The sequence below is a fragment of the Sulfuricurvum sp. genome, from assembly GCF_041651515.1.
Taxonomy (GTDB): Bacteria; Campylobacterota; Campylobacteria; order Campylobacterales; family Sulfurimonadaceae; genus Sulfuricurvum.
This window is the reverse complement of the sequence record NZ_JBAZJF010000013.1, coordinates 23,634-38,513: the sequence shown is the minus strand read 5'-3', so window position 1 is coordinate 38,513 and position 14,880 is coordinate 23,634. Positions and strand designations below refer to the sequence as shown.

The window sequence follows — 14,880 nt, the reverse complement described above, 5'->3', positions numbered from 1 at the left end:
GATTATGTCGAAATCCCGTGCGGATATGCAGGGCAGGTCGTGTCAAGTCAGCCGGATTTATCGCATCTTGAAGGACAAATGGTCTCTATTTATGCCAACGGCGCGGTCTTGCCTCAGCAGATCGTTGATGACGGGACGGTGAACGTAAGCTCCACATATTCGTTGGTGCATATTGGTCTCCCGTTCTATTCCGATCTTGAAACTCTGAGCGTAGAAGTCCAGCAAGAAGAAGGCACTGTCCAATCGAAACGTAAAAAAATTAGTAACGTGACGTTTTCGTTTAAGGATTCCCGCGGTGGGTTTATCGGCCCAGATGAAAATGATTTGTGGGAAGCGTTTACTGCCGAAGCCGTTCGACAGGGGTCTGGTGTCAATATTGCCGATGACGATCTTTTTACCGGAGATATTCGCCAGCCGCTTGGTGGACAGTACGGCGAAGACGGACATGTATTTTTTAGACAATCGGATCCTTTACCTGTGACAATTGGTGCTATCATACCAGAGGTGGAAATAGGTGGAAGAACTAGATAGAGTTTATGACAAAGATGGCATCGTGGTAAGAAGGTCTGTAATGGAAGACGTTGATTATTTGAAGGACAGGCTGAGACAGAGCGATGTTGATGAAGTGTGGGCGAGCGGACACCATGCGCCATATGAAGCATTAAGAAAATCGTTTGATGAATCAATATTTTCATTGACGATTGTAAATGGGAATCCGATTGGAATGTTTGGCGTCGCCCCGGTGGCTATGATTGGAGCGCGCGGTTCAGTGTGGTTTTTGGCATCTGACGATCTTGAAAAGATAGGAAGGCGGTTTGTTAAAAACAGCCGCCACTTTATTGACATGATGCTGATGTTCCGTCCGTATTTGTACAATTTCGTTGATGATAGGAACGCGCAATCAATTAAGTGGTTACGGATTTGTGGCGCGATAATTGAAGATCCACAGCCATACGGAAAAGACGGATTGCTATTCAGATATTTTTATTTTAAAAGAGGGGCTTAAATATGACGCCATGTTTTTCTATGAACAATCAGCATGGTATTTGCAAAACATACATCGTACTTTTCTGCAAGGAAAGCAATCTTGGCCCCACATGCTCGTTCTTTTCTTATTTTAAGGACGTCTTTGTCAGTCAATTTAGAAAGATTACTTTTAGACCCCATTACGCCAATATGAGGTTTTATAAGACCGAGTTCTCTCGCATGTCTCATGTTTTCTTTTTGAGTAACATATTCAAGATTGGAAGCGTAATTATTAAGCTTAACTCCATCTTTATGGTTCACTTGAAATCCTATTGGTTTTTTGCCAATAAATGCTCGCGCGACAATTGTGTGGATAAGAAGCGGGTGCCTTTTCAGTTCTCCATTAATCCATTTATAAAGAGCAACGCTTGCATATACTTTTTTTCCTTTCTTGGGAACTGTAGAGATTCTTGGAGAAAGAATTTTTCCTGTTTTAATTCTGCGGATTTCTCCTTCGGAAGATACTTCATATATATTTTTAAAATTATAGACAGGCATCCAAACTTTATGTGTCATAAGTTTATTATAGCTATGATTACAATATCGTCAATGTCTGTCACAAAATAGGAGGTGCCCCATCTGCGAACCCGCCACAATCTTAGCCGTTTCTTCAATGGCTCTTACGGCTTACTCTGGATATTCTCAGGGCCGGGCGCAACGGGCCGAAGGAATAGCACAGGGAAATTATTACGACTACATTGCCCGGCAGAATGAGCAGGAAGCCGAACAGGCGATCAAATCAGGCGATCTTCAAGCGCGTATGATTCAAGACGAAGCAAAAGAGACTGGAAAGCAACTCAAGAAAGAACAGGCTCAATTATCAGCGTCACAGATATCCCAGATGGTTGCTCAGGGGATGGATATTTCATCAGTATCGTCTCAAGACATTGTCGCATCAACAAAAGACACCCAGCGTCTTGATGAGTTGTCGGTTCGATACAATGCTGATGTTAAGACGTGGGGCGTTCAGACGGATGCCAAATATAAGAATTGGGCTCTCAAAAGTCAGGCCGAACAGGCCCGGTACGCGGGCGCCAACGCCAGAAAGGCCGGGAAGATGAACGCGACGGCGACATATCTTAAAACTGGGGCCTCCCTCTTGGGATCCGCAATGACGTTCGGAAACGCTGGCGTGTTCAGCAAGGTTAGCTCTGGAAACGTTCCGGGCACCGGCATCTTTGGGACAAAACTTTTCGGGTCTACACAAAGCCAGATCCTTGGTCAAAGCACAAAGGCATTCATTTAAGGAGATTCTCATGGTTATAAAAGTACAACCGCGTCAGGTAATGCCTCAGGCCGGCGAAGTTCCTACGCCACAACCACTTTCTCCCATCAGGGGTGCATTTGGGGAGAACATCGCTCAGGCGCAAGGGAATATGGGCGAGGCCGTTGGGTCTTTCGCACAGGTGCTTCAAGGCCGGGCGCTTCAAAAACAAAAAGATCGTAATGATAGGTACATGCTTGATCAGGACGCCAATTATCGAAGGTCTGTCAACGACAAACTCTTTGATCAGGGAGAAGAGTATTACGTCAAAGACGGGCAGAAGATAAAACGCAAAAAGGGAATACTTTTGCGCGAAGGCGCTTCCGCCCTTGGGGCCACAGAAGAGTTTGACCGATGGTCTCAAGAACAGGTCAAAAAGATGCTTGCCTTGGCTCCAACGGATGAAATGAGAAACAGCATTATTGAGTCTTCCGGGCGGTTCACGGCATCCGTAAGAAACAACATCATCAGCCATGAGGTCAAACAAGACAACATGATCACCCAGGTGGCCTATGAATCTGAGATGGATGCATTGACAAACAACGATGCAACCTTTGCAACGAACGGCGGGCTCCCTAATTTACTGCAATCAATTAGAAAAACGAGCGATGAATACGCGGCATCAAAAGGAATTATCGACAGCACAGCAAAGAACGCCTTTGCTCAAAGCTATATCAACAAGGCCGTTGATACGGCTATTCAGTCGGCGTTTGTTGAAGACGCCTCCGGGATCAAGGCGTTCACCGTTCTTGAGCAGGCGAAGAAAGACCTTGGGCCGTATTACGAAGAAAAGAAGCAGTCAATGATTGCCATCTTCGACAAACAACAGGCAGTTAATAATTTTCAGGCCGTATTGGCAAAGAACTCGCTTGACGACAATCTCAAGTCTCTGGCGGTTTCCGGCGAACTCACGATGAGCAAACTTAACACCTTGCGCGATCAAAACCCGTTTCAGCTCGACGAGAAAATGTATAACGGGTATAAGAAAATGATTGAAAGCCAGAAGGCCGTTTTTGGAACGGCAGACACCAACGTCGGATATGAAATGCTTTCCGAGTTTTCAAAAATCTTCGGGACGATCAAAGAGGGCGACTTAAAGAAGAAATCGGGTCAGGGGAAATTCGACGATGTCTTGAAACTTCGTGCGCGAATTATCGACGAACGAACAAATGGAAACGTCGACGACGATATGCTGTCGATGTTTAATAAATTATTTGAAGCCACGACGACGCAGAATAAAAACTTTGTGAAATATTCTACTCCTTATTTATCAGAGTTGACAAATATGGAGAACTTCGCAAAGAAAGTGCGTGTCCAAGAATTGCAGACCGAAGGAACGAAAGAGACAATGGCGAATGATTTGGTTTATAAGATGTTTGCAGAGCTGGTAACGCTTACCGGCGGGAATAAATTGCAACCGATTAAAAACGCCAATGAGCTTAAAGTGCTTCAATCAAAAGCAGAAGAAGTGCGCAGAGCATTCAGCGCCGAGATTGCCAAGAAAAGGTACAACATTCAGAAAAACGAAGATGACGGGTTTGAATATGTTACCTCACCGGACGGTTCATCGTTTAAAGTTGTTGGGTACAGTTATGGCGAGCCGTTAATAGATTTCAAAGAGGGAATCAAATAAAAATGAAACTATATTCAGACGTAATAAACAGCGAACCGAATCCAAACGATATCCTTTTGCCTTTGCAAAGCCAGTCGGTCGAGCCTGATTTTATTTCCGTGTCCGGCCTCGAAAAAGCAAAATTTAATTCGGGTTGGTGGTCGAAAGTAAAGCATCCCTTCATTGGCGTGACAAAAAGCATTATGCAGAACTCCCCCACATTCATGGGAAATACGACGGCTTTGTTTGTAAGAAACGCGCTAACAGAAGAAGCGGGACAGTCTGTTCCGATATTTGGATCAATGTCTTATCCTCGATCAAAAGAACCGATTGATAGAACGCTCGAAATCGCAAAGGATATTTATGGGGGAATGTTTGAAATTCCAGAAGGCGCTGATCAATATCAAAAAAAATTTGTTGAGATGAATGATAAAATTTCAGGATCAATCGCCAAGTCTCTTTGGGCTTTAACAGACAAGAACAGAGACTGGGTTGAAAAAATGTTTCCGACCCCGATTGACAATGTTGACCGTGTCCTACAAGATGTTGGTTCTGGTCTTTTATCAAACGCTGAATCAGCCGCGTTATTAGTTTTTGGCGGCGTGCTTTCTCCTCTTATTTATTTCGGTCTTATAGAAGCGGGACAGAAATTCAGAGAAATGGATGAAGCTGGTGTTGGTATACATAAGGCAACTTTTGCCGCGGCGCTTTCTGGTTTTAATGAAGGCGCCATAGAATCAGTTAGCACATATTTATCTTGGAATTTAACATTGCCGTGGTTGATAAGAGGAGGACTGACCGCCATTCTTAATGGGACAGAAGAGGTTTTGCAGAGCGCATCTAGCGACACCATTTCATACGTCTTTGGAAGTCGGGAGTGGGAAGGAAAGGCAAGTACAAAGCAAATGGTTGGGTCTGCTCTTTATGCCGGAGCAATCGGAACAATTGTTGGCGGGATAACAGGATTTTCTTTCGCCGCGATGCAGAGAAACCGCGTTCAGAAAATTCTTGAATCAGGCGGAATGAATCAAAAACAAGCCAAGCTTAAAGCCAACGAACTGATGGCTAAGACGGCTACCCAGAACCTTGAAGAAATGGAAAAGAACCTGTTTGGTCAGATGGTAAAAGAGCAGGCCGTTGTTATGGACGCCGTGACAGGAAAACTGCTCACGGGTGACGCTCAGCAGATTTTGAATGACGTTTATCAAAAATATATTGATGAGGGATTGATTAAGCAAAAAGAGGGAGAAGAACCGTCTCCTGCCATAAAGGCATCCGCGATCGATCAGGCAAAACAGAATATGATGGATCAGAACGGCCCGACACAGGACTCTGATATTGTAGAGATCAACGATATTGTTTCACGTGAAACAGAGATTAGGAAATCTATTCTTATGCGCGATGGCAATGAGAAGGCCATCAGAAAAATTGAGGATTTGGCACAAAAGCTGGGCGTGCGTGTTGGTAGAATCAGATATGAAGACACACAACATTTTATGGACTGGAATCTTCCAGAAGACCAGATCGTGCTTAGACAGCACGGGGAAACAGAGGAGAGCTACAATGAACGAATTAAATCAGGCCGGCAACTCTTTAGGGCGGGGCTTCACACGACATATACTGGCCGAGATGGACAGCAATGGTCAGAGATCCGCGTCTTCCGTGGTTTCGACGCAACCGATATCTACCATGAATTTGCCCACGCCGTTGAAGAGCAAGGGGGCATCCCCAACTGGGCAGGAACAAAAGAAGAGCATGCCCACTACATCGAGCAAGTCATCGCCGAAGGTCGCGAAGGAGCCATTGCCGAGTTTACCGAGGAAGGGCGGAAGATCGATAGTGGTGTAAAAAACATTGATCATGAAGTAACGGCGCTTCTTGAAAATAAGAGCGCAGAAGAGGCGCGCGCTTTACTTGAGGATAAGACCGCTCAAGAAGAAGAGGAACCCGGCCTTGCGTCAATCAGAGAAGATATCGAAAACAGTTTGAATGAATTAGACACGAATACGCTTGAAACGTTTATCAACGAAAGATACGAAGCTGGCGCAACGCAGGACGAACTTGATTTATTGGAAGAGATTTTTGCAAAACGAGTGAGTGAGGATAATTTGCTTGTGACAGAAGAAGACGTGACTATGTCCGAGGATTCTATCCAAGGATCGAATTTAGAGGATGCGCTGATTGATACTTATAAAAGATACTTAGCGTCTAAAAAGACCGGAGAATACAACGGAACTTCGACAGAAGAAATAAAAAATAATTTTCTTGACGTATTAAAAGAAATGGCCACCAGCAAGCCGTTAGAATCTGTAACAAACGATCAGGTTTTTGAAGCGGCGAAAGAATTGTATGATGCAAAACAGGCGCTTTTAAAACGTCAAAAGAAGACAAAAGGGCAGGCCTCTGTTCGAGAAATTCCAAAATTTAAGACAACAGACGAGGCACAGGCGTTCGGAAAGATCGCGTCAATGGCCGAACTTATTGAAATGCAAAGACGCCGGGACGATATTTTGGCTAAAAATAAAAAGCTTTTATCGAGAGAAGACCTGACAGATAAAGACATGCAACAAGGAATGTACGACGCCGTCGAGGCCCAGCTTTATCGTGAGTCGATTGAGGCGAGTCCTGTTCAGCATTCTCTTCGTGTGGCACCAGAAGACGCTCCGTTGAAATCAAATCTTCTGGCAGTTGTTCAATATAAAATTCCTAACAGTGTCTCTGGAGATCAGGCATTAAAGACTATTGAAAATTCTGGCATGTCAAAAGAAGAGATTGAGTTTAGCGGCATTAAAGAGTTTCTTAAATCAAAAGACAAATTCACCAAACAAGAGATTCTTGATTATGTTGAACAGAATAAGGTTCAGGTTAATCCTGTAATAAAATCTAACGAGCAGAGAAAATACACAATCGACGAAGTGGAATATCAAGGCATCGAGAAAAATGGCAATATCACAATCGGGGCAGACGGAGAGACTGGGGAAGTGGCGTTTCATATTATCAAAGTCCCGGACAACGTCATTCAACTTCCTGTTTCGCAATATCCGACGAAAGAAAGCGCCATTGAAAGGGTTCTCCAAAAAACAACCGGGTATAATTTAACCAAATATTCGCAATACACCCTTCCCGGCGGAGAGAATTATCAGGAGACGTTGCTGACGGTACCAAACGAATCAAATCAGCCAACCAAAAAAGACTATGATGATTTTACGATGTTCCTTTCAGATAAATATCAGAAAAATGGACAGCGCGGATTTGAAATTGATGAGTTGACTGATTATGAAAAGAATCATTTATTTGAATTATCAAAAGCACAAAAAGAGAGAAAAAAATATTATCAATCTCACCACTGGGAAGAGCCAAACGTCTTAGTTCATCACCGCACGAACCAGAGAACCGACGCACAAGGCAACAAAGGAACATTCGTCGAGGAAATTCAAAGTGATTGGCATAGGGAGGGGAAACAACAAGGATATGGAAGAGGAAGACTTCCTGACGGATGGCGCATTGAGAAACCTACAGAACAGCAACAAAAAGACGGTCTTGGGGTTTGGAACATTCGTGACGAAAACAATGTTATTCAATATTACGGAAAAACAGAACAACAGATGTGGGATGATTTTGGCAAAAATCAGTTCAACAAAGGTGTCCCTAGCGCCCCATTTAAAAACACATGGCACGAGCTTGCACTCAAAGACATCATCCGTCAGGCGGTCGAGCGCGGGGATAAGTTTGTCGCGTTCATTTCCGGCGAGCAGACTGCGGATAGATATGACTTGAGCAAGCAAGTTGATTCTATCGGATGGACTGACTATCCTTCTCAAGGTGAAGGAATGGGAATATTAACCGCATACAAGGAAAACAATGAAGTCATAAAGAAGACCATCAATAAAGCCGAGATTGATTCTTATCTTGGAAAAGACGTAGGAAAGAAATTATTAGAACAGCCGAAAGATGCCGCGGGCAGACATTTATTAAAAGGCGATCAGCTCAAAGTCGGCGGAGAATGGGCAAAGAAATTTTATGATGAAATTCTTCCAAAGACGGCCGAGAAGTATATCAATAAATGGGGCGGGAAGATTGAGAATATCAACCTAGGATTCTTCCACGAAGGAACCGGCAAGCATGGGGCCAGAGAATTGACATCTCTACAATCCCAAAAAGGTTTCTACATCACTCCTCAAATGGTAAGCGAAGTCACGGCGCTCGGACAACCGATGTTTGGGAGTCGTTTGGCTGGTGGAATATCAAAGTTGAGCGAAGAGCGCGGGATGGCCGGGGTTGAAGGGAAAGAACCTATTCCCAAAGACATGCCTGAAAAGCCGATGATATTTGATGAGCTAGAGAACGGCGTCCCTCAATTCACCGGCAATGATTCTTCCGATGCTTACGGTAAAAGTATCCAAGGAAATTCAGAAAAGATCGGGCAACTTGAACAGCGCGTCTTGCAGATGAAAGAACAAAATGCAAAGCTTATGGAAGAAGACGCGGCGGATACTGGAATAAATGAAGCGCGTGAAATTCAGATGAACGATTTAACACAGCAGATTAGTTTGGCGAATGATGCGCTGAGGATTGCAAGGGAACAAAGCTCTCTCAGAGAACAAAAGCCAATGACGCGCCAAGAGCGCTTCGATAATATCAAGAACAGAATTGATGAGATAAAAAACAAAAAGCTTTCATTCAAGACTGAAATGGAAATCTTGAATGATTCCTTGACTTATTTGAAGCAAGAGCGGTCTGTATTTAAGAGAGCTATCAGGCGATACAAAGACGGATATCTCGACGAAGAATATAACGAGCTCCCGGTTTATTACCGATCGAAAGAAGGAAATACTCTTGATGATCTTGCCTCCGAGGCCGGATTTGATTCTGATATGGCATTCCGGGATTATCTGATTGATATCAACGATCAGATAAAAAAACTTGGAATAGAAAAAGAGGCCCTTAAAGAAAAAATTCAAACTGAGACGAACCGGAAAATTGTAAAATCAGAAATCGAATATCTTACGGAAAAGCTGTCGGCGTTTCAGCAGGGAAAGCTTGAAGGCCGCAATGAATTGCAGGCTATCAAAACACACCTTGGCCAGATTGCCCGGAAGGTGTTGCCAACCCGTGTTAGATGGAAGGCATTGAGTCTTGTTCAGAACGTTGACGAAAAGAATTTCGCAGTGGCAATGAACAGGATCGCTAATATTTACAAAGATTATGAATCTGCGATGATCCGCGGGGCAGCGGTTAAGAGGATATTGAAGACCTATAAGCACCCGGAAAACGTGCTTGACGTAAAATATCAGGAGCTCATTGACAAGATGCGCGACCGCCTGGGTGAGAAAAAGGCCGATCGCAAGAAGACGCTTCGTTACATGACGACAGAAGACCTCGTTAATTTGGCAAGAAAAGTAGCATTTTTGGAAGAAAAAGGCAAACTTTCATTCAAAAGTAGACAGGATAACCGAGCCATGGCGCGCGAGATCATGCGCGCCTCTCTGATACGCGCAGCAGGGGGCGAAGTGGATGCCGGGGTGATTGGGTCGTATGAGGAAAGAAAACGCAAAGGAGAGGGCTTCACGGCGTTCCGAAGGGCAAATATCCGGCCTATCGAAATGATTGATAGAATCTTTGGAAAGCATGGTAAGGATTTGATCTATTCTTCGATTGATTACTCGGAGACCGTTAAAACTGCTGGAATATTTAACAGAACAACCGCGATTAAGAAGGTTTTTCGTCAGTTTATTGCAACAAAAGACAATAAGCTGGGTGATGCGATTGGTGAACACAACCTTGGCCAATCGGTCACGATTGATGGCGTGACATTCCAGATGAACGATATTATGGCTATGTACGCCCAAAGAAATAACGAACATGCCCGAAAGGCCATTGTTTTTGGAAACAAGATGCCCGAGGATTTGTACAACAAATTCACGACATATCTTGAAAAAGAACACCCAAATTATGTTAAATTTGTCGATAAAGTCAAAGAAATCGTTGGGGAGAGATATGAAGAGGCCCGGCAGGTGATGGCTGACTCGTTCAATGTTGTTATGCCAAAAGAGTCGGATTACTTCCCGATGTTCCGGGTTCGGTTTGATGCGGTGGCGGATCCGGAGGCAAAGTTTGCGATGGATCTTATCGCAGACGCCGATCTCAAAACTATGGGCGGAGTGGATTATACAGGGGCCGCGAAGGGGTTCACATTCAGCCGGCAAGAAATCGCTGATCGCAATCAGCAACCGATCAGTCTTGACTTCATGGGTGACGCACTGCGCGCGATTGAGACGCAGGAGCATTTTATCAATTTTGCAAAGATCCAAAAAATGATCAACGGAATAAAAGGGGACGAGGCCCTGCGTAACGCTGTAACTTATAATCATGGCGCAGAGGCGTGGGCGGCTCTTGATGATTATTTCAATATCGCTATCAATCCAAGAATAAATAAAGTCAGCCTTGACTTTGTATCAAAAAGAGTGCGCGTAATGCGCAAGGCGGTGGGAACGGCGTATCTTGGATTTAACGTTGTTTCGGCTCTCAAACAACTTCCATCGGCACACTTGGCCCTTCCGTGGACGAATCTTGTACAACTTCATAAGAGCATAATCAATGTGGTGTGGTCTGCGGTAAACGGAGGCGAGTTAATTAACAAAATTTACGAACTCGATCCGTCGATTAAAAATCGCGTCATGGATAGAGACCTTAATGAATTCCGGAGTAATTATCCTCGGCTGGCGAAGAATGATATTTTTCGTGGATTACAGATCGCCCACGATCAATTAGGCAAAAGCGCGTTCGACCTTATTTTGCTGATGGACAAGTGGACGGTTCTGGCTTCTTATGATGCCGTCTATGAATCACAAAGAAGGATCGTTGGAGATGAAGAGGCCAGAAAGATCGCCCATGAGGTCTATATCAAAACACAGAACCAAGGGCGCATGATTGACCTCCCTGAACTTTATCGGACAAATAATGAGTTTCTGCGTATGGTGCTCATGTTCACGAACCAATTAAATTCAATTTATAATATGTTGCGCGAAGGCGTCCCAAATAACATTACGAACAAAGAATATGGTAAGGCAATAGCCCAAGTCTCGTCAATCGTAGTGTCGTCGTTCTTGATTTATCTGGCGTCTACCGGAGGCACGTTGCCAGATCCGGATGATGAGGACGCATTTTTGCAATGGTTTGATGCCTTGGCTGGATCCGCGGTGTCCGCGTTGCCAATCGTTGGAAATCTTGTTTTAAGCGGAGCGCGCGGATATTCTCCATCTATCAGCCCGGCGGATTCTGTTATTCAAGGACTTAAGAGGAGTCTCTGGCGATTTAAGAACGAAGAGTATGGCCGAGGCGCCGCGGAGGTGTTGCTTAACGCCGGGATTGTGGCCGGAGTTGGCCTTCCAATGACACAGCCGCTGCGCACAATTAACGGTGCGATTGATTATATTGACTCAAATACCGACGACTGGCGCAGACTGATTTGGTCAAGGAGCGCTCTGAATGAGAAGTAACGTAGTTTTATAGATTAACACCTAAGGAGATTACACCCATGAAATACGAAGGAGAAGAGAGAAGAAAAAACCTTAATGGAGACGTTAAGGTGATCGCTGATCTTTTTTTAAGCGCGTTTAATAAGCTTGAGACAAAGGTCGACGAAACAACAAAAGCGATTGGAGCGCTAGATTGCAAGGCCCACGCAGAAGTTTTAAAACAGTTTAAAGATCATGTTAGGGATGGACGGACGTGGAGAGGCGTTCTTGTCGGCGTAATTTTATCTCTTTTCGGATTTGCGATTGCATGGGGAGGGCTTAAAACTGATGTTAATCATCTAAATAGGGCCGTAGAAAAATTAGAAAAATTTCATGAGCCCAGAGCAAGGTAAAACCTTAGGAGGCGTGTATGTCTGAGAAGTTTTCAATAGCAAAATTTTTTAAGAGCTTTTTTGAGATTTTGCCATGGATTAAAACAACAAGGCATTTGATCGGCATTGCCATCATTCTCGTCATCTGTCTTGGCGTATATCAGAAATTTTTTAAGAAGAATAACGTACAACAGACAACGATCAAAGGGAACGTCGATAAGCTCACCATCATTCAGAAGCCGTCCCGGTTCTTTATACCGTTCGCTGAGGGAACGGTTGGCCAAGATAGCAACGGCGGAGGATTTGATGCCTCTATCCGGGCAGGCGTTCGCGTTGAGTTTTAAGAAAGGACGACTTATGATAAAGTTGGCTTTTTACAAAGACACAAAGAGCATTTGGAGCAAGCTTATTTGTGCGTGGACTGGCGTGTTCAATCAGAACGTCGGATCATACAGTCACTGCGAGATCGGGTTTTTTCTTCAAGGACGATGGGTGTGGTACTCAAGCGCATCGAGAAATTCTGATGGATCTACCGGGACGAGGTGGATCGAAGATGAAGATCTGTTTTCTCACCCGGATCGATGGGATGTTTTCGATGTCAAGCCGATTAGATCTATCGAGGACATGGTGCATACCTGTGAGGAAGAATGCGGAAAGAAATATGACTGGTTAGGCATCTTTGGGTTTGCGACGATCTTTGGCCAGATCAACGCAAAAAAGAAGTGGTATTGCTCAGAGATCTGCAATTATGTATTTTTTGGCAAGTGGAAAAAAAGGATCAGCCCAAAAGGGCTGTTTAAAAAAATCAAACCATATATTGTTTAGCCATCCCAACAGAAATGGATCCGGGGCGAAGCTTAGGAATAAAGATTGACGGCTTTCTGAGCTTCGGCTTTGAGAGTGTGAATATAAACCCCGATCTCCACACCTCTCCTATTCTTTTTCCATAAAAAATATATTCGGCAAGGCGCTGTTGATCAATGCAGGCGATCGTCTCCGCGTCAAGCCCGGTACAGTCAACAAGATCTATTTCTTCGGTGGTATTTTCCATAGAACCCTCCATGCAAGCTTCAGTCGATACATGAAGCTTTTGTTATACAAAAATCTGTGCATTTCATCAGCGTTTCTTTTTGCCTCCGTGACGATTTGCTTTCTTAATTTCTTGTTTTTTCGTCCGCTCAATGTCGATCCTCCTGTTCGTAATTTTAGTTCTTAGATCGTCGAGAATCCTTTTCTGCTCTACCTCTTGTCCTAAATACATGTTCTTTTCTGCCTGATCAATAAATTCAATGGCCTGCTTTAGGTTTCCAATTTGTGAAAGCGCCACCCCAGCCTGATATAGCAACAAAAAATCATTCGGCATGTTCTGTAATCCCTCTTCGATCAAGTACCATGCCGTCAGAAACCTGCCCTGCTTAAAGTAAAAATCTATCCTGTTAAATCGCGGCTTGGCAATCTGCGGGGCATAAAACATTTGGTATCGTTGATACCAGTCAATTGTTTTGTACATGACCATGCAGACATGAAGCTGGGTGACGTAATAAACAACAATCCCCACGTAAACATACCCAGAGAACGGAAGCATGTTGATAAGATGGGACAAGAAGAACATCATGAATACAATAGGAACGGCCATATACCGATCTGCGTTAATCTGTACCGAAGAAGTGATTGCCGACCATTGCAGTATTGATAGCACAGTGAACACCCACATGATTCTCATGTACCCAGTGAAATAAAACATCAGAAAAGCCGATAGCCCTACGGCGATCAATCCTTTTAAAAACTCAAGATTGAAACTGTAGCATTGATCGTTTTTTTCTTTTGTGATTCCCCACCAATACAGGCTCGGATTGTTTATGAGAACTCTGCCGGGGGCGAGCATGTTGAAAAAATAAAATCCAAAGGATTTAACAATAATAATAATCCGGGCCGGCCCAAATACTCTTTGCTCTTTACAAAGGATTCTGTCCATTCGAGCCTTTATCCTCACGCAAAGTTCTTTTCTTTTCCAAAGAAAGACCGGGACAATTAATAAAGGCAGCCACGGAGCGATGTCCATGTATAGGATCGGAGCAAAAAAGGCAAGCGCGTGATTCCAAAAAAAGGTGCACGGATAAAACACAATTCCAAACGGTTTAAAGAGCATCATCAGCATAACCAAAATCGCCGAGATTGCGTAGCGCCTTCCATTAAGCCACATCGACGCCTGATGATTTGCCGGGTTTGCCACATAAAGTAAGGCCGCAAAGAAAGAAATCTGATTGTACCCAAACACCATATAGATCAATGCCCCGAGGCACGCGGTTGTATAAATACAAAGCATGTGGTCAAGCCACGGATGAGGGCCAAAGGTTCCGCCTCCATATGTCCGCGTTCCAAGTTCTCTAAAAAATTCTTTTACCATGGTCTTTAACGTTTTGGGAAGGGTCTTGTCTCCGCGCTTAGGATTCCAAAGCCGCATGTAGGTGATGATGTTGTTATAGACCTTAATGTCGTCTACGATGATGCTGTAAAAGATCGTCCTAAAATAAATTGCGATCGTAAACGCGAATATCAGAATTATCTCCATGCATTCTCCTTTTTAGTTTAGATTTTAAACACAACACAGAAGACTCGCCCAATTCTTTTTTTATGATGTCCGGCCACGTCTTTTCTAATTCCTTTAAAATCGAAATTGAGTAACAACAAGGACAGCCATTAAAAAGACGACGATGGACAGGGCAAAAAAGGCAATCATCGACACTGCCGTTTCTTCCCAGTTGATGTCTTTGTGTTTTTGATCCCATGAGTTCTTTTTCTCAAAATAACAATAATTGTTTTTTATGCACGAAAGGACATAATCAGCATTCGCCTTGCATGATACACCGTCAGGTTCAATCCAGGGCTGTCCTGCGTGGCACATCTGCCCTTTTCTACATTCTTCACACTGCCCATTCTCTTTTTCGTTTTTGGATTTTCCGATATCTCTGGAAATAATGTTTGTAACACAGTCCTTTGGCATAATGTCCTCTCCTACATAGTTTACATTTTTTTTCCTTTAACCGTTCCCGAGAACGCGCGTAATGATATACGCATAGGCCCATTGCATAAACAGGCCTGGCGCACTTTTTACAATCCACATCTCTT

The 14,880-nt window shown here is 43.9% G+C and carries 12 protein-coding genes; 8 read left to right on the top strand and 4 right to left on the bottom strand.

Going from position 1 to position 14,880, the window contains the following annotated elements:
- Both WC407_RS14330 and WC407_RS14325 read left to right on the top strand, forming a co-directional pair.
- Positions 1-531, top strand: a 531-nt coding sequence (locus WC407_RS14330) for a hypothetical protein (protein ID WP_373023366.1), incomplete at its 5' end; no start/stop codon positions are given.
- A complete protein-coding gene (locus WC407_RS14325) occupies positions 515-1,006 on the top strand; it encodes a phage protein Gp13 family protein (RefSeq protein ID WP_373023365.1) in 492 nt (163 codons plus the stop codon). The genes WC407_RS14330 and WC407_RS14325, both read left to right, overlap by 17 nt.
- Here WC407_RS14325 and WC407_RS14320 read toward each other — a convergent pair.
- Positions 1,003-1,542, bottom strand: coding sequence for an HNH endonuclease signature motif containing protein (locus WC407_RS14320; protein WP_373023364.1), 540 nt, complete (start codon positions 1,540-1,542; stop codon positions 1,003-1,005). The two genes, WC407_RS14325 and WC407_RS14320, sit on opposite strands and share 4 nt — an antisense overlap.
- A gap of 97 nt (positions 1,543-1,639) precedes the next feature.
- On the opposite strand from WC407_RS14320, the gene WC407_RS14315 reads away from it, so the two are divergent.
- Genes WC407_RS14315 through WC407_RS14290 form a run of 6 tightly spaced genes read left to right on the top strand, consistent with a single transcriptional unit; the run spans position 1,640 to position 12,576 of the window.
- Entirely contained in the window at positions 1,640-2,272 is a 633-nt protein-coding gene (locus WC407_RS14315; protein WP_373023363.1) for a hypothetical protein, read from the top strand.
- A 10-nt stretch (positions 2,273-2,282) separates the two neighbouring features.
- On the top strand, positions 2,283-3,923 hold the full coding sequence (locus tag WC407_RS14310; RefSeq protein ID WP_373023362.1) for a hypothetical protein: 1,641 nt from the start codon (positions 2,283-2,285) through the stop codon (positions 3,921-3,923).
- Between the two features lie 2 nt (positions 3,924-3,925).
- Positions 3,926-11,401, top strand: a complete 7,476-nt coding sequence (locus WC407_RS14305; protein WP_373023361.1) for a hypothetical protein — start codon at positions 3,926-3,928, stop codon at positions 11,399-11,401.
- Between the two features lie 38 nt (positions 11,402-11,439).
- Positions 11,440-11,772: a hypothetical protein gene (locus WC407_RS14300; RefSeq protein WP_373023360.1), complete on the top strand. Its 333-nt coding sequence runs from the start codon at positions 11,440-11,442 to the stop codon at positions 11,770-11,772.
- A 17-nt stretch (positions 11,773-11,789) separates the two neighbouring features.
- Positions 11,790-12,095 (top strand): hypothetical protein, encoded by a 306-nt coding sequence (locus tag WC407_RS14295; RefSeq protein WP_373023359.1) that lies wholly within the window; start codon positions 11,790-11,792, stop codon positions 12,093-12,095.
- A 13-nt stretch (positions 12,096-12,108) separates the two neighbouring features.
- Positions 12,109-12,576, top strand: a complete 468-nt coding sequence (locus WC407_RS14290; protein ID WP_373023358.1) for a hypothetical protein — start codon at positions 12,109-12,111, stop codon at positions 12,574-12,576.
- Here the strand turns inward: WC407_RS14290 and WC407_RS14285 are convergent.
- The 3 genes from WC407_RS14285 to WC407_RS14275 form a co-directional block, all read right to left on the bottom strand.
- Positions 12,557-12,802, bottom strand: coding sequence for a hypothetical protein (locus WC407_RS14285; protein ID WP_373023357.1), 246 nt, complete (start codon positions 12,800-12,802; stop codon positions 12,557-12,559). The two genes, WC407_RS14290 and WC407_RS14285, sit on opposite strands and share 20 nt — an antisense overlap.
- Before the next feature lie 66 nt (positions 12,803-12,868).
- Positions 12,869-14,323: a hypothetical protein gene (locus WC407_RS14280; protein WP_373023356.1), complete on the bottom strand. Its 1,455-nt coding sequence runs from the start codon at positions 14,321-14,323 to the stop codon at positions 12,869-12,871.
- Between the two features lie 93 nt (positions 14,324-14,416).
- A complete protein-coding gene (locus WC407_RS14275) occupies positions 14,417-14,755 on the bottom strand; it encodes a hypothetical protein (protein ID WP_373023355.1) in 339 nt (112 codons plus the stop codon).
- Between the last annotated feature and the right edge of the window lie 125 nt (positions 14,756-14,880).